The organism is Synechocystis sp. CACIAM 05 (assembly GCF_010222815.1).
Lineage (GTDB): Bacteria > Cyanobacteriota > Cyanobacteriia > Cyanobacteriales > Microcystaceae > Synechocystis.
This window is the reverse complement of record NZ_CP019225.1, coordinates 2,071,546-2,094,007: the sequence shown is the minus strand read 5'-3', so window position 1 is coordinate 2,094,007 and position 22,462 is coordinate 2,071,546. Positions and strand designations below refer to the sequence as shown.

11 protein-coding genes are annotated in these 22,462 nt (G+C 46.8%); all 11 read right to left on the bottom strand.

Features of this window, described 5'->3' with window-relative positions; genetic code table 11:
* Positions 1–12: 12 nt before the first annotated feature.
* The 11 genes from BWK47_RS09970 to BWK47_RS09920 all read right to left on the bottom strand — a co-directional run bounded on the left by BWK47_RS09970 (position 13) and on the right by BWK47_RS09920 (position 22,453).
* Positions 13–975 (bottom strand): slr0151 family photosystem II repair protein, encoded by a 963-nt coding sequence (locus BWK47_RS09970; protein WP_162328522.1) that lies wholly within the window; start codon positions 973–975, stop codon positions 13–15.
* A gap of 124 nt (positions 976–1,099) precedes the next feature.
* Positions 1,100–1,411 (bottom strand): 2Fe-2S iron-sulfur cluster-binding protein, encoded by a 312-nt coding sequence (locus tag BWK47_RS09965; RefSeq protein ID WP_010873173.1) that lies wholly within the window; start codon positions 1,409–1,411, stop codon positions 1,100–1,102.
* 33 nt (positions 1,412–1,444) lie between these two features.
* Positions 1,445–1,915: an allophycocyanin gene (locus BWK47_RS09960; protein WP_162328521.1), complete on the bottom strand. Its 471-nt coding sequence runs from the start codon at positions 1,913–1,915 to the stop codon at positions 1,445–1,447.
* Between the two features lie 53 nt (positions 1,916–1,968).
* Complete coding sequence (locus BWK47_RS09955; protein WP_162328520.1) at positions 1,969–2,451, bottom strand: 2Fe-2S iron-sulfur cluster-binding protein; 483 nt, start codon at positions 2,449–2,451, stop codon at positions 1,969–1,971.
* A 31-nt stretch (positions 2,452–2,482) separates the two neighbouring features.
* Complete coding sequence (locus BWK47_RS09950) at positions 2,483–3,148, bottom strand: V4R domain-containing protein (protein WP_162328519.1); 666 nt, start codon at positions 3,146–3,148, stop codon at positions 2,483–2,485.
* Positions 3,149–3,150: 2 nt separating this feature from the next.
* The gene (locus tag BWK47_RS17070) at positions 3,151–3,663 is read right to left on the bottom strand and encodes a phycobilisome protein (protein WP_162328518.1); all 513 of its coding nucleotides are present in this window, start codon (positions 3,661–3,663) and stop codon (positions 3,151–3,153) included.
* A gap of 14 nt (positions 3,664–3,677) precedes the next feature.
* Positions 3,678–4,088, bottom strand: coding sequence for a hypothetical protein (locus BWK47_RS09940; RefSeq protein WP_162328517.1), 411 nt, complete (start codon positions 4,086–4,088; stop codon positions 3,678–3,680).
* The gene (locus BWK47_RS09935; protein ID WP_010873167.1) at positions 4,085–4,873 is read right to left on the bottom strand and encodes a V4R domain-containing protein; all 789 of its coding nucleotides are present in this window, start codon (positions 4,871–4,873) and stop codon (positions 4,085–4,087) included. The genes BWK47_RS09940 and BWK47_RS09935 overlap by 4 nt, the downstream gene beginning before the upstream one ends.
* Before the next feature lie 342 nt (positions 4,874–5,215).
* Positions 5,216–8,791: an AAA-like domain-containing protein gene (locus BWK47_RS09930; RefSeq protein WP_162328516.1), complete on the bottom strand. Its 3,576-nt coding sequence runs from the start codon at positions 8,789–8,791 to the stop codon at positions 5,216–5,218.
* Positions 8,792–8,888: 97 nt separating this feature from the next.
* Positions 8,889–9,623, bottom strand: a complete 735-nt coding sequence (locus BWK47_RS09925) for a YoaK family protein (protein ID WP_162328515.1) — start codon at positions 9,621–9,623, stop codon at positions 8,889–8,891.
* Positions 9,624–9,766: 143 nt separating this feature from the next.
* On the bottom strand, positions 9,767–22,453 hold the full coding sequence (locus BWK47_RS09920) for a Calx-beta domain-containing protein (protein WP_162328514.1): 12,687 nt from the start codon (positions 22,451–22,453) through the stop codon (positions 9,767–9,769).
* Between the last annotated feature and the right edge of the window lie 9 nt (positions 22,454–22,462).

Here is a 22,462-nt window from a genome sequence, read left to right as displayed (position 1 = left end):
AAAACCGGAGTCTTAACCAAATAGGTTAGCTGTGGTGGTATCGCTTTCTTCGGCCAACAGGGGTTTAATTTCCCGGTCTGGATCGGCAATATAGGCCTCATGGCCAACTCCCTCCGCCGGCGGCATTACCGGGGTCGGCTCTAGCTCTAGGTCTTCCACTGGCCCTTCATAGTACTGCTTATGGAGCGCTCGGGCGACTTCATAACTGTCCAAATCCCCCTGGTCAAAATAGAGCTTGTAGGCCTGACGTAGATCGTCTGTAGCCTGCTTGCGGTTATCCAAACGAGCGTAGGCCATGCCTCGATGGTGAAAAGCGCCGGCCAAATCCCCCCTGAGGCGGATGGCTTCCGTACAATCCCGCACGGCTTCGGCCCAATCTTCTAAACGGTAATGGCTTAAACCCCTTTGGTAATAGGCTTCGGCGTGGGGATAGGCGGCAAGACTCTGGGTGCAACCTTCCATGGTGCGTAATTCGGTCACCACGGCCAGTAAGTCTTGGTGTTTAATATCCAAAGCGGCATGGGTTTGGGCAGCAGCGGCTTGGAAAGCTTCCAACTCCCCTTGGAGGGCTAGGGATTTTTCTGCCAAAGCCTTGGTCAAATTTTCTTGGTTCGCGGCGATCGCCTGTTGTTGTTGGCCAAGGGAAGTTTGAATATCCCCTTGGAATTTTTGTAGATACTCCTGCAGATGGGCTTGATTTTGATTGACCAACTGGACAATTTGAGCCGCCGTGGCCCGTTGATTAGCCAGTAAATGCTCTTCCAACTGCTTACGGTTAAACAAATGCAGTCCGACCCCCGCCGCTACTGGAATTACCCCCGCCGCTGGGTTAGCAGGCAAGACCACACTGGCGATCGCCCCACCGATTAAGGCCACCACCGACAGCCCATCCCAGATCCCGGAGTTGTAGCCGGTGGCTGAAGACCCATTTTCTTGGGAAGTTACTGTTTGCTCATTAACTTGATTTTCCATCATAATCCTGATTCCTTTGTCGACAATGGGTAAAACACAGATTGCTAGAGCTAAAAAAACTCATCAACGCAATTTGAACAGCTTGGGCATCCTCAGGAAAAACTCCGCTGGACTAACATTGCGGGGCCTAACCAAACAACGCTTCCTCTTGGTGAGTAAGAATTTTGCAATCAGAAGTAGCATAGGCCGCACAGAGCAACACACAACCCGCCGCCAACTCCTCCGGCTTGAGGAAATCGGAGCCTTTATCCGTATGCTCAACAGTCCCCTCCAGCAAACGACCGGCACAGGCCACACAGGAAGCTGCCCGACAGGAATAGGGCAAATCCAATCCCTGATTTTCTGCCGCTTCTAGAATTAACTCATCCTCCGCCACCTCAATGGTGACATCACTGCCCGTAGCTGGATTGACTAAATTGACGGAATAAATTGCACCCATGAATGACCCAAACAGTGGACTGAAACTAGCAAATTAACTACTAAGAATGGTGTGGTCTAACTTCAGTGCTGGTAACACCATGGCCACCTCATCAGGCTCCAGAAATTCCTTAATGGTTTCCTGAATTACCTTATAGCTAATCTTGGCATATTCAGTATAGTTGTAGGCCCGCACAATGGTCTGATACCAAATTAATAGACCCTCCCGCAGACGGTCCAAATCCCCAAACAGGATGGCTGTAATTGAACAACGGAACACATTAGTCATGTCCCGCCGGCAGATTTCCGTCACATCCCGATCGCCCATATGGAAAGTATCTTGGGGTAGACCCCGCTTTTGTGCTTCCCAACGATGGATAATTTGCTCTTCACTATCCCGGATTTTTTCGTAGGCACTGATACGGGTTTCCGCTGTGTCTAAAAAGTCCTGGAGGAATTGCAACTCCTGGTCCGTAGCATAGCGACCATCCGCATCAATGGTGAGACGAGTCAACGGCTTAAACATAAATAAAAGTCCTCATAAAAACAAACATTAAACCGCTACAGTCAGCCAGGAAATTATTCATCGGTATCGTTGGCAATCTGAATTTTGGCCGCCTGTAACTGGTCATCTAGTTGACTAATCATCGAACGGGTAATTAACTTACCTTTTTCCACTAGGATGCTCCCATCCCGAGGATTGAGAATATTTTCCTCCGCTCGACGGCCAATCAGCTCCTCGATGTCCTCAATTTCACTGACGTACATCCCAGCGGGCAATTCCACCACCACGCCTTCATCCAACACCCGGGCCTGGCAAGCCAAACGGGAATAACGATTATGGGTGGTGATCACCTCTAGGGTGCGCTGCTCCCGACGGTTGAGGGGAGAAAGACTCTCCATCCCAGCGGTGATGTAAACGTGACAAGTGGCACACATACCCCGACCACCACACTCCTTCATGATCCGTAAATCCTGACTGAGCAACCCCGAGAGCAGGTTATCGTTGGTCTCGATGGCGACTTTTAAATCAATGGGGTCGAGCTTAATAGTTTTAGCCACACAATCCTCCTTAGTACTGGCAACAATGGCATTAACCCTGTTGGCGACAGAGCAATTCCATAATGGTGGCATGGTCATGGCCTTCTGTTAACCAAGCAGAAACTGGTTTGAGGCGCTCCTTCAGACCGAGGATGAACAGATTTTTTTCTGCCCCTAGGGATTCACAGGTGGTTTGCTCACAGTGGAGGTTTTCCCCCGTTAACTGGGAGAAAAAGGCGGTGAGAATTCCCGTTTCTAGAAAACCCATGGGGCATTTACCCTGGGGAGCACAGGCTACAAAGGGAGAATTGACCACTTCAGCGACAATGAAGCCGTTTTGGTAGTACTTTAGGTCGATGTCCACCAGGCCGTAACCATGGGCTTTCCAGCACTGTTTAAAGGTTTGCAGAAATTCCACCATTTCCATCGCTTGGATGGGTTTGCCGTAATACTTCTGGAGTTCATCGGCAAAGCGTTTGTAGAAAGCACTGCCCCAGGTTTTGCCACAGGCGGTGAGGGCTACCCCAGCGCCAATGCCGAGTTCTGAATCGATGGCCGTAAATAAACCCTTAATTAAGGTGTCTGGCAAAGCAATGAGGCGAGCCCCACTGCGGTTTTCCAAAAGGCCAAATTCGTTGTCCCCTTGGAGGTAAACGTCGGGGGCAAAGTAGTTGCCTTTGGGGGGTTGGGCATTAATTAGAGCGTTTACATCAATCATGGTTACTCTCCTAGGGTCATCATTTCTGCTTCTTCCTCTGCAACGGCGGCGGGGGCTTGGCCGAGGATGGTTTGGTCGGCCTGAACTAGAAAGGGTTCTAGGAGACGGTATTGGGGGCTACCCAAAAGGGACTCCAACTGTTCCTTGAGTAATGCGGATAGTCGGATTTCGATCGCCAATAGGTCGTGGGCTTGAACCATACCTTCGAGCCATTCCAATAAACGGTATTGGAGATATTCCGGATTACTGAGGAGCATGGCCATGGCCCCATAGCGCAAAACGCTAATCCAGTGCAGAAGGGCCTGTTGTAATTGGGTTGCCGGGACGTTGCTAAATTCCTCTTCTAACCGATCGGCGATCGCCTGAAAAATGACAATTTCGTTGTCCCGGAGTAGACGATAAGCACTCAACCGTTCCCGCATCAACCCCAGTTGCTTATGGAAGGAAATGATTTCCGGAGGTTGGAGATAGTGATCTTCGGCCCGATGAAAGAGCCGTTCAAAATCTTTTTGCATAGTTTTACGGGTCCTTAAAATAAATCGGAAAGATCTTCCAAACCAATGGTTGGTTCAAGCTTGGCCACTGGTTCCCTGGACTGGACTGGGGCCTTAGCCTGGGGTAAGGTTCCCCTCGATAAACTTTGCCCATGCCAATCAATGCCCCGACAAAATTCCGCCACCGAAGCAGTGAGAGAAAGGGGACAGGGAGGAGCTTTGGGACGATGTAGGGCTGGTAAATTTTCCTCTGGAGCATCGGGGCGCTCACCAGTCCAATTTGCCTGGGTAAAAAAGTCTGCCACCGACAAACAGAGCAAAGAAGGTAAATTATCCAAACTTTCTTCCGTTACCGAACATTCCAGCACCGGCGGTGCTCCCTGCCAGTTGTAGCCCCGGAAAAAATCCCCTACCTTCATTTGCCCCCACTGGGCTTGATGAATCATTTCAGGTATTCCCCTTTGACGAGTTTGGTGGCAATATCGTTGGCATTGGCCCCTTCGTTTTGCCAGAAAGTGGCGGCATCAATGCGGTCTTGCTTACCAATCAGAAACTTGCAATAGGTTTCCCCCATGGCGTAGCACTGAATTTCAATGCAGTTGAGGGACTTATTCACCAGGCGGCTAAAGAAACCTGCCAACAGGCCAGCGTAAATATGGCAAACAGGCTTACCCACATCCCCCAACGTCCGGGCCACAGCGGAGTCGAAAATATCCACAAACAAAAAGCCGTTTTTCTGTTCACTGAGGTCAATGGCCCAGTTACCCCATCCTTGGGCGGTGAAGGGCCACCACCAACCTTCTAGCACATAGTTAAGATTGAGCTCGCTCAAAGAACTGGTATAGCCAAATTCCGTCGGGAACCACTGGTTAAAAAATTCGGCATCGTAATGGCCCCACTCCTTGCCGATGTTGTACATCACCACACTGGAGGCGTTGCCCACTTCTTCCTGCAAGCCGTCAATTAAACCGACGATAAAATCTTCGCTGGTAAGAACATTGCGACAGTTATTCCAGTCCACAATGGAACCGGAATTCATTTGAAAACAAAAGAAGTCCTCTACTTGATAGTGGTGATGTTTGCTGGGATGAACCTTTCTTAAACTATGTTCCAACAAGTTAGATCCTTTGACCTTAGCCGGAATATTTGATGTACTAATGGAAGTTAAAACCATGGACGACATCCCCTTGGGTATGGTGAAAAAATCAGTTTGGCTTGGCAGGTAACCCATCTATGGGCTAAAAAAGGATTCAGGATAAAACGGGCAAATGCTGTGAAAAATCAAGAGCTCTGTCCTGGGTTCACGGTGTCGAGTGATTTTGACTTACCACTGGCTGTTTTCCTAAATCGAGAAAATTTGACTGATGTCCCGCCGATGACCGATCCACTTTGTATTCAGTACAAAGAATAATCGAAGCTGTTGTTGAAGTTCCAACTAACCCTAATTCTTACATAGCTTTTGTAGGCGGGAGAAACCTCTGTTACAAAACGTTGTCAAGGGGAGAAAGATAAATCAACATTTCTCCATTAATTATTGTTAAGTTTGATTTGATTTTATTGACAAAAACATCGATTAATTTCCTGTCGGCTGGCAAAATTCTAGGGAATAGGTCTGGGCCGGTTGCTTCTCCGTGGCTAGGTAATCTCTCAACCAGTCACAACCCTGTTCTACTAGTTGACGGAGCCGTTCCTTCTCTGGAGTGACGGGCCAACTTTGTAGGTCCCCGTTTTGGGCCACGGCTAACAGCCATTGCCCTTGCCGATTAAAATCTAGCCCTAATAGCGAACCTGATGTGCTGGTAAATTCCCCCCGGAGGTTACCCTGTTGGTCCCAAAGTCTGACCATGCCGTCACTGGCGGCGGTGGCAATCCATTGGCTGTCGGGACTGATGGCAATCTGATCAATGGGTAGGGGGTCACTTTTTAGGGTATGTAATAGTTGTCCCTCCACACTCCAAATTTTGGCGGTGCCTTCCCGCCCAGCGCTTAACAGATACTTACCGTTGGGGCTGTATTGCAGTTGATTGAGGCGATCGCCGTGGGCCACAATACTTCTAATCAGGGTGCCATCAAAATTCCAGAGGGTGAGATTACCCTGTTCATCGCCAGCGGCCAATTGCGGCAAGGTCGGGTGGAGACTAACACTGCGGATGGGTTCTTTTCGTTGCATGGAGTTTCCTAGGGCAAGGACTATGGGGTCATTCAATTCAATGGGAACCCCTTGGGATTGGTTTCCACTGGTCTGATTATTTTTTGTTCCTTGCCAAAGTTGCACTTCTCCGCTCCCAGTGGCCATGGCGATCGCCCATTGGGGGGATGTGGGAGTAGTACGCAGGTCTACGTCGTAAACCCGGCTAATATCCGTCCTCCAGGTTTTGAGCAATTGGGGTTTAGTCTGGAGTTGCCAAAGTTGCCATTGCCGACCCCGTTGCCCCAATAACCATTGGCCATCGGCACTGAACTTGAGGCGGTCAAGATTTTGGCTAGCATCGAATAAAAACTGTCGGCTCCTATTCTTTGTGTTGAACAAAATCAAGGACTCATTTTCCATGGCCAAAGCAATGGTGTTGGTCTTAGCATTTTCCGCCACCGCCCCGAGTACAGCGGGCAGATTGAGGTTAACCAAATCGGACTTTGGGCTCATGTCCCAAACCTTTACTAAGTTATTCTCCGCACCGATCACCAATAGGGCTCCATTGCGGGCCAAGGCCAAACCAAAAATTGCCTCCGGGTACCCCTGATACTTTTTCAGTATTTTGCCGCTGGTGGACCAGTGAATGACACTGCCATTACTACTGCTAGAAAATAACTGTTTGCCATCGGGGGTGAAGACCACCCTGGTGACAAATTCATCATGCCCCGATAGGGTGGCTTTAATTTCCCCTTGGGGAGTCCACAGTCTCACTGTGCCATCGTCCGCCGCCACGGCCAGGAGATTGCCATTGGGATGCCAATTCACGCCAAAAAAAGCCACCTCCGGTAAACCAAACTGACGAATTAAGTCGCCCTGTAAATCCCAGAGACGAATTTGTCCGTCCCGACAAACACTAACTAGGGTTTGGCCGTCAGGGCTAAACTGGGCATCATCTACGGACTTTGTGTGCCCCGCCAACACAGCCAAGGTCTTACCCGATCGCCAATGCCAAAGGCGCACAGTGCGGTCTCGGGAGGTGGACGCAAGGATTTCCCCGTCGGGGCTGAAGCTAATGCTATAGACAGAATCTTGATGGCCCTTGAGGGTTTGGAGCAGATTACCGTCTAGGTCCCAAATTTTGACCGTCTGATCTTGCCCAGCGGTGGCAAAAATTTTGCCGTTGGGGGAGAAATCCACCCGGTAGATACTGCCTGTGTGGCCGGTGAATTCCCGTAAAAATTCCCCCTGGGGTGTCCAAAGGCGCACTGTCCCATCCCGGGAAGCAGAAGCAATCAAATTCTTATGGGAACTGATGGCTACGCTGGTAACTCCGTCCCGATGGCCCGTCAAAACGTTTTTTTCGGCAATTTGGCTAAGAATTTGTTGCAAACTTACCAAGGGACTGGTGGCGGGGTATTGACTAAGGGTTTCATCCGCTTTGACCAGGTGATGAAGTTGGTTCCCGGCTTCCAAAGCGGTGACCAAACCAGGAATTTGATCAAAGGTAAATTGCCGTTGGGCGCTGGTGCCTAAGCGTTGGAGTTCTGTGCCCTGTTGACTCCGTTGTTGTTTGAGGGTGGCAAAGTAGGCCTGGCTCAAGGCGATCGCCGAGCCCCCCAGGGACATCATCAGCACCACAATGCCAAAACTGATCATCCGTTTCGCTTTGACATTGGCTTGAGTCAAAATTTGGTTGGCAGCGAGGGAAGCTTCCTGTTCCTGATTTTGGCTGGCGTTGAGGTAGCGGTAATCCACCCCGCTGAGGTTTTTACTACTGGCCCAGGCCAATGCTTCCCGTAGGGCTTCCCCCCGCAGTAATCGGGAAGAATCTTGGTACTTGGAATTGATCCAGGCTTGGAGGTTGGTGCCATAGGGTCGGAGTTTGTTCAGTTCCTTACTGACCCATTGGGCGTTAAAAATTGCTTGGTAAATGGGGTTATAGGGACGCAACTGCCCTTTCACTTTCACCACCAGCCCCGTTAGTCGCAACACCGTTTGTTCAACGCTATCGTCCGCCGGAATAGCACCTTTATGCAAAATTTCTTGGTACAGCCCCAACAGTTGCCCACTGCGGGCTTGATCTTTCAATAGGCGATCGCCAATGGTGCGAAAGTGTACCGGTTCATCGTTGGATTCCCAATGGCGGATAATTTTTTCTTCAATTAGTTGGGCAATGGTAGTGGCAATAGTTTGAGATTGGCAATCTAAATCCCCTTTCTGTAGAGCTTCTGCCACCAATTCGCACACTTTCTGGGTTAAAAAGGGTTGCCCCCCAGTCCAAGCTAAAATTTCCCCCAAAATTTCTCGGGCGCTAACTTCATCTACCGGCAAACCAGCACTCAGGGGCAGAGCTTCCGTTAGGGTAAAACCTGTGAGGGCAATGGCTTGACCAATGTTAAATGGCGTTTGGGTTTTGTTATCAATTAAATCTGAAGGAGTGGCCACCCCAAATAAAGCAAAACTCAAGCGATTATATTCCCGGTCATCGGCCCGTTGGTTATAACAAAAACGAATGTAGGAAAAAAAGTCATCCAAGGAAAAGGGCAGGCTCAATACCTTATCAATTTCATCGATAAAAATGACAATCTGGCGATCGCCAATGGTTTGAAGAATGATTGTTTCAACAAATTCCCGTAGCTTTTGAATGGGACTGAGTTGTTCCCGTTCCCGTAACCAAGGCTTGAGGGCCACCTTCCCCGCCAAAGGCAAACCGAGGTAAAGCTGGGTAATAATGCCGTTATACCACTTCTGAGGGTCGGCTTCGGTGCCTAAACTGGTGATGTCAATGGACACACACACCACCCCATCCTGTTGCAGTTGATGCATGGCCCGCACCCGCAGGCTAGATTTACCCATCTGCCGGCAGTTGAACACATAGCAAAATTTGCCCGCTCGCAACTGGGCCAATAGTTCCCGATCCGCTTCCCGTTGACTGTAGCTGGGATGATTAGCGGCCAAGCTCCCCCCCACCTGATAGGGGGTTGACTGCAATAAATTGAGGGCGATCGGCGACATTGTTTCAGCTATGTTTTACTGGTGCATCCTAATGAATTAGGAGATTAGAACAGTATCCTGATTCTTTGATAGCATACAAGGCCTTTGCTTTAGATTTTTATTTTATCTTGTCGTCAAGGCGATTATTTCCAAAGAAAAACTCCACTTTAAACGATAAAAATATCATCAACATCAGGGGAAAACATAGGGAAATTAAGCCAAACTTAGCAGTTAATACTCCACCGCAGATAGCGCCGACGGTAAATCCAAGCAAGGAGCTACCAAATTTAATTAATCTGGTGCGGGAAGCATCAAGATCTTGAAGAGTTAATTTTGGTCGAGCATGACTTTGTAAGCCGCTAGTCAATGCCAAATCCATGGTGAACTGAGTTAGGTTATTGGTCATGGCAGTAGTAGGGGCAATGTGTCCCAAAGATTCCTGCATTAGTGCATTTTGCATGCCCATGGAAAATACTCCCAAAGAACCAGTCACAAATAATGGTAAATTATTAACCGATTTATGGTGAGGTGGATCCAAAGCAACGGCACTGGTTGTAAATAGTAATAAAACTAAAGTTTCCAAACTGATTAAATGGGCTAAATGTAGTTGATGGCGACGGGCAAGAACGGTGGTTAGGAGTACCGCAAACATAAAAACTGGAATGACTGCAATCCTCACCCAAAGGGCTTCTCCCCCTACCCCAATTATTTCCGTTGCGGCAATGACCAGATTTCCTGTGATGTGGGAAGTGAACAGACCATTGAGCCCTAAAAAGCTAGCCGCATCGATAAAACCAGCCACTCCACTGAATAATACACCGGCAACGAACTGCCCATTTGATAATAGTTTCATTGTCCACAGTTAACTGGCAAAACTACGTCATTGTAGCGTTAATCAGTGGAGCGAATTATAGATTAAACTACGTTGACTGAGGTGGACTAAGTTATGGAAAAAACAAAGTTGAATAATTGAGGGTAGTTTATTTTTGCTCATTTTTAAGCAGGTAAAAAGTCGAATTGCAAAATCAAGTCGTTATAGTCCCGATCGCCGCCCCCGACCATATCTTCAAAGCCGAAAAGATTACTGCCTAAACGGGACATTTGACTGATGCCATTGGGGTTAGCTCCATTGAAAGAGAACAGGGCAACCGGACCGAAGTTGGGATCATTACTGGGATTTTGACTCAGAACTTCTGCAATGGTGCTATTGGAAATAATGACCATGCCGTACATCTGATTACCTAACAAATTAACCGTCTGTTGAGTAGTACTGAAAAAGCCATCGGGGGCAGTTAAGCTAACACCAGTTAAGGGAGCTTGGGCACGACCTAATGCCGCTTCGGTATAACCTGAATCACCGGGTTTGAGATCAATTTGGCGATCGCCATTAAGGTCCAATCCCCCAGTCAGACTGTCAACTTTGTACAAAGCAATGGCATTATCATAGGCCCCAGCCCGACTAATGGAAACTTCGGCAGTGACGGACTGACCCAATACCCCTGGCACCACCAAAGTTTTGGAGCCAATTTCGGCAGTGATACCAGCAAAGTTTAGTTGATGATAACCGCGGCTATCGGTCTCTATGATGGGAGCAGTATCGATGGAAAAAGTAGTTTCATCCCCCTGTTGACTGTAGAGAATGTAATAACGGTTTGCTTCTAAATTTGCGTTGCTAAAATCACCAAAAAACTGTGACTCTGTTGCAATTAAATTATCAACATTAGTAAAGCTTTGTTGGGCTAAGCTACGGGTTAGTGCCTTTGTGGAAGCACCATTTTGATCGCTGAAAATAAGCTGCTTACGAGCTAAAGCGGCCGCTTCATAACTTGGATCATCCGGCAACAGACCATCGATGGAACCATTGGCATCATCCACCTCAATCCAGCCCATGGCATAATTTTGGTTAGGACTATTAATTAGCCTTAATTGCACTTGGCCATCGGCACTGGTGGGAGCCCAGAAAACTCGGTTGTCATTACTGATTAAGCCTGGAATCACCCTGCCCAAATAGCCTTTAGTTTGCACTAAGCCATTGGTTAATCCATCGGCATCACCCCGATCGCCATCCCAAAGTTGAAGCTCTAGACCCTGGGGATTATTTTCGTTATCAAAGTTGGTAAATTTGGCTCCCGTCATGCCATTGAGCATCAAGGATTCATAGTTGCCAGCTACGGGGTTATAACTCCCAAAGTCATTAAATTCTGCTAAGCCATTAACATCTAACTTAACTAGGGCTTGACCAGCATTAACGGTGGTAGAGAAGCTAATTATGCCCCCTGTTAAACTATTTGCTGACTCTCCTGGGAGATAATTCCAATTGCGAATTTGGGAACCATTGGTATCAGAAGCTAAGGAAAATGCTTGTTCCCCATTTCCTGGCTGTAACCCTTCTTCCAATAGGGAAACCAAGAGAGCAAATTGTTTGTCTCCTGTGTAAATACTATCATCAGGAACTTTAACTTTAATCGTTTTTTTTGTCTCCCCAGGTTTGAATACTAGCTGTCCTGCTACTGGTAAATAGCGATCGCCTGCCTTGCCATCCATATCCTGGGTTAGGTAACTGGCAACAACATATTTGTCTAGATCGCCTGTCCGTTCAATGGTGAAGTCAACTTCCCCCAAAGCTTCAGAAGCTGTAGGACTGGAAACAAATAGTTCTGTAGCAATATTTATATCTCCGACATTGCCTGTGTTGGTATTTCCGTCATTAAAGTTGCCGATATTAGCATTGCCTGTATTGGTATTTCCGTCATTAAAGTTGCCGGTATTAGCATTGCCTGTGTTGGTATTTCCATCATTAAAATTGCCGGTATTGGCATTACCCATATTAGCAATATTGGTATTTAAAGCTGCTGTATTGCTTGTTCCATTGCCATTCGGTAAAACAGGCTGGGGCTTATTCTGACTTGGAGCGGTAAAACTTGGCATTGTTGGCTGATTAACTAAGACAATGGCGGCGGAATTATTCGATTTATATTGATAGAATCTTTGTCCGTATTGATAAGTCGTCCCGTCCGTACTAAAGTCACTGCTTAATTGCAAACTGTCACCGCTTTCATCCATTAATACGATAACGGTATTATTGCTGGATAAGTTAATAACGCTGAGGGAATTAAGGGTTAATTGATTTGCACCATAATCCCGAATATCAATGGTTTCAAAATCCTCTAACCGCAGGCCCGGAGAGAGGGTGGTAATGTCCCAATTTTGGCCGTTGTAACCTTGCAAAGCCAAAATATCAAACCCTGTGCCCCCATTCAGTCGCCGGAAATAGGTATCACTAACGGCAACCCAGTCATCACCGGGGCCGGCATAAACTACGTCCAAGCCCCCTTTCGTGTAAATCTGGTCATCCCCTTGCCCAGCCAGAAAATTCTCCCCCGTGGCACTGCCCAGCATCACATCATCGCCAATGGTTCCCGTCTGATTAACCGTTTGGTTAAAATCACTGCCAAAGAAAACATAACTAAGGTTATCCGTTTGACTGTTGGGAACGAGGGATTCTGTCCACAGACTATCAATCTGGGTGACAGGAGAGGAAGCATCTAATTGTTGCCAAGATTGACTGGGGTTAGGCAAATACCACAATTCACCATTTGTATATTGGGAATCGCCTAGTCCTACAGTAATTTGGGGTTGGCCATTGGCACTCCACTGCACTGCCAGGGCATTGAGGGTGGGAATTTGCAAGCTGGAATTAATAGCTGGGGTAGCAGTCCAACCATTGCCGTTGTAGTAGCTCACCGTTCTATCGGCTTGCCCCACCACTATCTTTAAATCACTAACATTACTGGATGAACTGGGACTGGGGCTAACATTCCACTGCACTGCCATTTGGGCGATCGCCGCTCCGGAAGGCAGACCGGAAAGAAAAGTCCAGCCACCATTTTCGTTAGCACCTTGGTAATACCAGACGGTGCCATTGTTGCCGTTATCATCCCCCAGACCTACCACCACTAACGGTTGCGCATCATTGCTTGTCCACTGGACAGCCAGTTGTTGCACGGGGTAAATCCAGCCATCATCGTGGAATTGAGTCCAGACACCGTTACTGCCCTGGTAATATTGCACCTCGCTATTATCCAAGCCAACCACAATATTGGGATTACTAGCTTCCTGCCATTGCACCGATAACTGGGTAACACTTTTGCCAAAATTATTAATGGTTCGCCAACCGGACTGGGTGTTGTAGTAAATTACCGCTCCATCAGCCAAACCGACAACTATCTGGGCTGGCTCACCGTTGGCCCCCCATTGCACCGCCATTTGGGTAATAGCAGACCGCCAACCATCTCCTTGGTATGGGCCATTGTTAACCCAACTAGAACCGTTATAGTATTCAATACCACCCTTGTTCCCCAGACCAGCAATGATTTGAGGATTGCCCCCTGTATTCCAATTAACCGCTAGTTGGGTAACTTCTGAGGGGAGTTTGCCCCAGGATTGCCAGTTTTGATTATCACCGCCGGGATAATACCAAATATTTCCATCAGCTTGGCCAATAATTGCCTGGGGCGATTGTCCAGATTGATTCCAATTGGTAACAATTTGATTAGTTAAAGTCTCATTCAAATCCCATGGTTGATTATTACCTAGTTGATTGGTCTGAGTACCATCAAAATATTGGATAAATGTGAATTTCTCATCATCGCTAAGTTCGCCATTTTCGATAAATACACTCTGCTGGTTATATTGCAGACTATTTTGACCAGGAGCACCAATAATAAAATCGGCAAAACCATCGCCGTTAATATCACCGCCACCACTCAGGGCGATACCAGCTTGGGAATTGGGCAAACCGTCAATGGCAAAACCGTTGGCACTGGAACCCTGGGATTGATTGGCCCGTAATGTTCCTAAATCAAAGGGTTGATTATTCCAATCATCCCCACCAAAAACTACAAACAGACCGCCCTGATTATTTTCCGCATCAACGGTGTAGGGGGAACTAATCAACAAATCGTCAAAACCATCCCCATTAACGTCCCCTGCTTGGGCAATGCGAGACAGTTGATAAGTACTGATCTGTCCACTGGGATTGGTAAAAGGAGCCGCCAGAATTACATCGGGTTGACTATTATCGCTAAGACCATTGACGCTACCGTAGAAGATAAAAATGCCCCCTTGATTGCCGGGACGACTTAGATAATTGGGCAAATTATTCGGTTCCCCGATCGCCGCCGCATAGTAGTTGGAAGCGAGGACTGCTAAATCGGCAATGCCATCCCCATTAAAGTCACCAATATTCTCTAATTGATTGGCCGCCGCCAGGGTATTAATTACAGAGGAAGTGGTGGGAGTAGGGAGAAGGGAAAAACTGCCGCTGGTGGAAATCTGCCCTGCTATTTTTCTTGCGTCACTACCAATGGCAATTTCCGTTATGCCATCACCGTCGAGATCCACCCCCGTGGCCGATGTTTGGGTTTCAGGATAATCAATATTGGTGAAACTATTGAGGGCACCATTACTATTGCCCCAGCCCACCTGATTACCGTTATCTCCCCATAAAAGTACGTCATCATAGCCGTTACCGTTGTAGTCGCCAATGGCCATGGATTTTGTGACTCCCCCCACTTGATTAATGACCACAGGGGAAGTACTGGGGGTAATAGTTAATGTTTTTAAGTCCCCAAGACTGGTATTACCTAAAACAACATAAAAATTACTATTACTATCTAAAACTCCGAAATCTTTAATGCCATCGCCGTTAAAATCACCAACACTAATTACATCCCGAAGGGTAGCATTGGGAACGTAAATCAGTAAATCATCACTGCCACTGGCTGTTGTTAATAAATCCTGGGTACTGTTACCAAAAATAATTGCACCGGCATTAGTTCCCCCAGAAAAAACATCGGCAAATCCATCGCCATTCACATCCCCCAGGAAGCGAACTAGACTACCGTTGCCCAGAATACTGCCTGTAAAAGGAAGGGGAAAACTGGTTACATTCAGTTCTTGGGAACCTTGGGGGCCAGGGTAGCTTAAATAAAGTTCATTGTTGGCAAAGGCGATCACCGGCGGAGCTTGACTAATGTTGTTGGTAATGACTTGGGATGCTGACCAATTAATGCCATTACTGGAACTGACGAAATTAAGTTGATTACTACTGTCGAGGTAGCTGAGATAGAGATCGGTGCCGTTATTGGTAAGGCTGGGGCCGCCCTGGGAACTCACTCCGGGGATGGGAATGCTGTTCCAGTCGGAAGCGGAAAGATCGGCGTTGGTGGTGGATGTTATGTAGTCAAGGGTACTGGGAGAGTTGCCGCTTCCCCCTTTGTAAACCAGATAGAGGGTATCCCCCAACACCGTGGCACTGATGGCACTAATAGCAGTTTGGTTACTACCAATGGCATCGGCGTAAATCCACTCATTACTGCTGTTTAAATAAAATTGCAGAACGGTGGAAGTTGAGTTGTTGGCGGCAAAAAGTAGAGACAGGGTTCCCTGGTAAACAAATAGGGTCGGCGGTGTGGAAGAAGTTCCCCCCAAGGCCAAAGGAGCATTCCAGGTTTGTCCTTGATCTTGGCTAGTGATGATATTTAATCCCTTGTTACCATCCACATAGGCCAGGTATAAAACATTGTTAAAAAAGGCGATCGCCGGGGGAAAAATAGTTTGGGCAGATTGAGGTAACTGTACTTCCGAGTTCCAACTTTGACCATTATTAGTGCTGACAGTGAAATAAATTTGGTTATTGCCACCGAAACCTTTATAGGCCAGGTACAGGTTGGAGCCATTGATAAGAATTGCCGGAGTGGTGTCAATGTATTGTGCAGTAGTCTCAAAGGTCGTGGGAGGATTGCCAATTAAATTGCCATCAATGACAAAACCGTTATCGGAAGCAACATCGGCCAAATTTAAACTGCCATCATCCGCCAACCAAGGTTGTCCATACACCGCATAAAATTGCTGGGCATTGGGGGCACTGATCAAAAAGCTATCAATGGGTCTGTTGTTCGACCCTTGTTTACCGGTGATATTCCCTAAACTAACTACCGCTGTTCCCGCTAATTGATTGGGCAAACTGCCATTCAATACAAAAACTTGTTTACTGTCATTGGCGATCGCACTTAATTCAATAATCGGTACTATTTCGGTTGATAAGTCCAAGGGGCCAAACAGTAAATAGCTCTGCCCAGTACCGTTGCCTGCCTGGGGAGCAGTAATTAAAAAGTCCTGATAACCATCGCCGTTCACATCCCCTGGACTGATAATGGTCATGCCGGCCCGACCCCCAGCAATGCCACCATTAATGATTAAATTACTCGCTTCATTAAGGGCTTGGAGAGAACTGGAAGGGGTAAATTTACTGCCGCTAAGTGCATAAACCGCCCCTGCACTGCCATTGACTCCCAAGGCTGAAATTGCTAAATCCTGATGGCCATCCCCGTCTAAATCCGTAAAGTCCCCCAGGGAAATGGCCGCTCCGGCCAAATAGTTAGCTCCCACTCCATTAGCGGCGGGAATATTGGGCCCCGTGTAAGTGGCGATTTTGCCGAAAGTTTGACCCGTTGCTTGGGAAAAAACATGGACTGCCCCGGCGGCAATCATAGTGGTATCGGGGTAATCTCCCTGGTTCCCGGACGGTAACGCATCTTTGCCTACCCATTGGTTATTGATGGTTACCCCGTAGGTGGAAGAACCAATAAATAAATCATCGTTAGGGTTATTGGTAAAAGTTACGGGGCCACCGGTAATGCGGCGGGAAACCCCCAAGCTATAACCCGCCGTTTCCCCCACAGTAATAGTTTGGGCTTGATTTTGGGGATTGGTCAGACTGAATGTGTTCCCAATGTGGATCGGCGGGGAAAGTTGACTAGGATTACTGGGAGAAACCAGATAAACCTTACCCACTGCTACTCCATCGCTATTTTGGGCAAAAGGCGCACCGAAAGCAATTTGGGGGCCATTACCAGTGAAATTGCCGATCGCCACGGAAAAACCCGCCCCGCCCCCGGCATCTACTCCGTCAATGACAAAACCTTGATCGCTAGTCCACTGACTGGCATTGGTTAGATCAAGGGTTTGGTTTTTGCCCTTCAGACCATTGAGATACTGGCCGTTAATCACATAAATCCGTCCCTTTCCTTCATTGTGGTTAGCATTGCCAATGACTAAATCATCCACCCCATCTCCGTCCACATCCCCTGTTACCAAAGCCATGGGTACATCGTTGTTAATATCCCCTGTATCGTCAATGCCCGTAATGAGTACCCCGTCAGTATTGCCGGATAAATCCGTTGTTGTTAAAGGATTACTGGACTTTTGCCCTAAAACATCACCCCCAGCAAATAAAATTTGGATTGTGCCTCCCACCGAGTTACCCTGGCTGGCATAACCCCGATTGCCCACCGCCACATAGGCTAGATTGCCATTACTAAAACCACTGGCCATCACCACGGCGATCGCCGGATTATCGGTATTAATCACAAAGCCACTATCCACCAGGGAAAGGGAGGCATCATTAGCTTCTTTGATGGTGGCGATGCCGAGAACTTGGTTGCCTAAATAATCGGGACTATTAGCAGGTACGGGGCCACCTTGGTTAGGAATCGGGGAAAGGGAATTAATAGTAAACGGGTCACCCCCCTGGAAATAAATATTGACTGTAGCCGAGGAAGTTAGGGGACTACCCTCCGTATCCACAAAAATGGTAAAGGTTTCCGTTTCCCCCATAATCGAATGGGAAAAACTAGACGTGGGATTAAGACTATTGAGCAGGCGATCGCCGGAAATAAATTGCAATTGGGGCGTTGTTGTATCCACATTCTCTGCCAAAACCACTCCTAGTTGCCAACCACCAAGGGGATTTCCCGTGCTATCTGTGCCCACACTCCAGAGTTGTTTATTCGCTGTGGTAACAGAAACACCAACAATCTCACTTCCCTGTTTTCCCGTTAAGTTAACTTGAAAAATGGTATCAGGATTGCCGTTGGGGGCAATTTGAATATTATCGTTGGGAGCTGAGCCAACAGAAACAATATCCCAAACTGGATTATTGGCCGCTGATAAAATGGTGGGAATTACTTCATCAATGGGGTTAATACTAATGGGACTTTGCCAACTATTACTGTTACTATCCCAAACGCTATAGTTAGTTTCTGGTCCTGCTGTTACTGGCTCAAAAAAGCGGGCTTGGTAGCGAGCACCAATTTCGTTCACTCCCAAAATGCTGTCCACCAATTGACTGCCGGTTAAACTCAATAAATTGTCACTGGGGGAACCAGAGCTAGAACTCGTGGGGATATGGGAAAGAACGGAGTTATAAAAGGCAAATTCATCCAGATAAACCGATCCAGGACTGCCCGCTAAAGTTAAGGTTCCCGACTGGGGCAAATTAGCAAAAACAACATTTTCTAAACTACCGGCTAACTCTCCATCTACGTAAAGAGCCAGAATTTCGTCAACAGGGTCGTAGGTTCCCACCAGATAATGCCAATTCCCAGAGGTAATTGTCTGGGTAATTACGGAGTTACTACTATTATTGAGGGCAAAAGTTAGGGCTTCCTCAATCACATAAAGGTTAAAAACCCCTGCTAGGTTAGCTAAAGAAACGAGTCCCCCAGCTGTTGGTAGTTTGAACCAAAACTCTACGGAAAAACCTTGCACCGGTACCGCTACTGGGGAATTAATGGTGACGCCGCCGCCATTGTTAAAAAGCACGGCAGGATTGGGATCACCAACCAAGGTTGCGTCTCCTTCTAAAGCCCCTGTTTGGTTTAAGTCAGAACTATCTAAAGGAAGAAAAGGATTTAATGCCCCAGTTTGATTCAACGTAAAATTACCCGTACTTTGATAGGTTCCATTGCCGTTGATGCCTAATTGTCCCGAATTGAAAGCTGTTGTTCCGCTCAACTCCTCTAAGCGTAGATAAATCAAGGGATTGGCCGCAAAAACCAGGTTACTGTAGGAAGGAGGCTTACTTTCCGTCCAAAAAATTGCCGGTTGCCCATTGACTTCACTAATGCTTAATTCACTAAAGCTATTGGGTTTGATGCCTGAATTAGCTCCACCTAAAGTGGTGGGACTAGTCCAGCTAGTGCCATTAAAAGTTGCTAACTGAATAGTGGTATTAGGATTGCCGTTGCTATCTAGCTGAGTATTTAACCAAGCCGCCAATAAACTACCGTTGGGCCCTGCTCCTAAAGTTACTTTTTGATCTTGACCCGCCTGGTTAGAAACGATGGGGGCGGCCAAACTCCATTGATTATTGGGGCCAAGCACAGAATAGTAAATGTCTGATTGACTGAGGGCGGTATTAATTAATTCTGCCTCATCAGCGTTATAATTTTGTCCCGGAATTGATTGCAATGTCAAAGCAGAACTATCTACATTCACCCAAGCCACAATATTTTGGGCTATTTTTGTAGTGGGATTAGTGTAGAGAGTCGCAACAACATCGGAATTAATACCGCTAGTGCCGGGAATGGTTGTAATCGGAGAAACACTACTATCGCCAAAGGGAGAAAAAGCAGTTTTAATAACCGTGCCTGTACTGGATGCGGTGGTTAAAAATTTGTTGGTTGTAAATTGTTGCACTGCTTGGGGAGTGCTGGCATCGCTGACTAAATTATTGTCACCATTGGCATTAGGCGTATAGCTAACGGAAACTAATTGGCCTTGGCCAATAATTTGATTTAGAACCAGAGCGACAGAGGTATCAGCAACGGTGACATTGGTAACAGCAATGGGATTAGTACTGCTTCCATTAACGGTTACTTGAAATTGATCACCATTGGGAATGCTATTAATATTTAAGGTTTGATTAAAAGGAATAGTGATCAGGTTGGAAATTACCGAGCCTTGTAACGTAGTAGGAGCGGTATTGATATTACTGGCAAGTTGAACAGAGTTGGTAAAATTGGGAACCCAGAAACTGGTATTAGTAGCATCAGCTAGATATAAATTAGAACTCAAATTTGTTGCGCTTAAGCTATAACTAACTTCAACAATTTGACTGGTATTAACCGAGTTGTTAACCGTCAGGGTAATGGTATTTTGCGACTGAGAAACGTTAGTAGGATTGGTAATATTACCATCACTGGTGATAATCGTAAATTGATCGTTACCAGGAGGACTGGCGGAATCATTTTTGAGATTGTCAGCAAAGACAAGGTAAAGATAATCTCCCTCTGCCAAAACTGAAATGGGAGTAATGGGAGGCGTATCACTACTCCAAGCTAATAAGATGTCCCCCTGACTAGTTAAGGCCAAGGCGGGGGAACTATCCTGGGCAAAATCACTGGTTAATTTACTGAGAACGGGTTGGGTTTGAACATTGGCAACACTGACAAAGGTGCTATTAACTAAACCCCTGGCGGTGGGAGGAGTGGCACTACTGACGGTAAAAGCTGTAATAGTCTCCTGATTGGCCGTTTTCAGTTGATGCTCACTATTGGCATCGGGATTGTACTGAACGGTGTAATTTTCCCCAGGGGTAATAATCGCATTTGTAGCAAGAGTTAAAGTAATCCTAGTTTGACTAACGGCAACACTGGAGATAGCAACGTTTTGATTATTACTATTGGTGACTGTAAACCAGTTAATGAGTTGATCTTCAAATGCGAGAATATCTGGATCTAAAGAGCCATTAAAAGCAATGGTAATCTGTTGATTATTCTGGGTATAGTTATTGTCTGTACCACTGGTGGGATTATAGGTATAAATCAGGGTATCAGACGAGTTAACGGTAACGGGACTGCTGGTAAAAGTACCCAATTGATTGCCCGTATAACTAACTACAACATTGGAAAATTCCTGGTCATTGAGGGTGGTATAGGGAATGGCCTGTTCCAGTCGTAAAATAACCTGAGTGGTGTTAGTTTGGGCATCGGTTTGAAAAACCACACCAAATACGGGAATAGTAGATACTTGATTGTTGGAACTGGTGACTGTAACAGTAAATTCTGTGGGGGAAAGATTAGGAGCAAGGGATAAAAATTCAGGTAGATTAATGGTTAGCAGAGAACCATCTACACTCGCAACTCCATTAGTGGCTGACTGAGGATTAGTGGGGCTATTTCCCGAAGATGGTGGCCAAGTCTCGGTGGCGGTAATAAAAGTGGCAACTCGGCCGCTAATTAAACCTAAGACACTGACAGTTAAATTGACGGGCATGCCCACAGTAACAGAGGATGGCCCACCTTTTTTGAGGGTAAAAGTGCCATCAGCAAAGAAGCCAATGGAGCCATAAATTTTTAAAAAATAGGGAATTTCCAGGGTTCCTTCAAACCCTAAAGTAACAGGAATTGCGAATAATAATGACTCTAACTCCACATCACTATTGTTATCAATGGAAGCAAAGGCCGCTTCTAAATTTGAAAGTAATGCTAGACCTGCTGTTAGTTCAGAAAAGCCCGGTACACCAGCAGAAAAGCCATCAACAATTAATAAACGATCCGTATTGCCGCTCAGATCAAGATAGGGAGCCAGCAGGGGAGAATAGGTGTTGGGATTTTTGGGGATCACCTGCCATTGCAGGGCAAAACCAGCATTAAAAAATAGACCAAAGTTGAAATTCAAAGGAGAGCCTTTGATGTTGTCAAAGCCAAATAGGGGAATACTGCTAGCAAAACTGGCTAGTGCTCCCCCGGTTTCAACATAGAGGGGAAATTTCCCTCCAGAGCTACTATTGCTGTTGCCATAGCTGTACAAAGAAGACAACGTAAAAGACAAATCAAACCCCTCTTGGGAACCCGGAGAAAGTGCACCTCTTCCTTGGCTTCTCCATTGATCAAAACGGTTTTTATCACCAATATCCCGTCTTTGTTTTCTGCCTATGGTAGCCAAGGCATTTAGTAATAACCGTCCATTGGTTGCGTCCCCTCCCCCAAACAAACTCCATTCAGGATTATTACCCGATGAACCCTGTAAAGAGAGTGAAAGAATCATGGGACCAAACATCTCTTTGAGAACTTGGTCAGCTTCTTTACCTAATTTTTTCGCAAGGAGAAATGAAAGGGCATTAAGATTAAATTCATTGGATGCGTTCCAATTAAACCCCGATCCTTGGTATGTAGGTCTATTGCCAAGAAACTCTGCTTCCCCTGGGCTCAGGATGTCGTAATTAGCCTTAGTAGCATTGAGATTACGCCCCAAATAATTGTAGGAATTTGTCTGGCTAATATTACCGCTGGCAGAAGAATTTTGGTTACTGCTAAATTGATTTTGGTTAACTGTAAAACTCTGATAATAAAGATCCGTATCTTCCCGAATGGCTTGATTACTGGCTTGATTTGCATCAACTTTTTGCCCCACCACAAACACAGTGCCGTCTTCCTCGGCGATCGCCCTGGGGGCCAAATCTCCCACTTGGTCAGCGGTCAAAGCCTGGGGTGAGCTTAACCATTCCGTTCTGCCCCCGGAGTTATAGCGGGCGGCGGTGTAAAAAATATCACTGTCATTATTACTACCCTGCTGATAAACCACCACCAAGCCTGGGGCCGGGGCGGCATTACTTTCTCCGCTGGGGGGTTGAATTAACTTGTCGTTAGCAATCAAATTCAGGCTAGTGAGGGATTGATTGCCCACATTGGCGATCGCCTGGGCATTCTCCCAAGTACCAGAATTGTCGTTATAAACTGCGTGCCAGAGGCTGGTATTTTCCACCCACACAACATGGGTCGTTCCCGCTGAATCCGTCGTAATAGCAGACAGGCGATCAGCCAAATTGATAGTCATAAGTTCGAT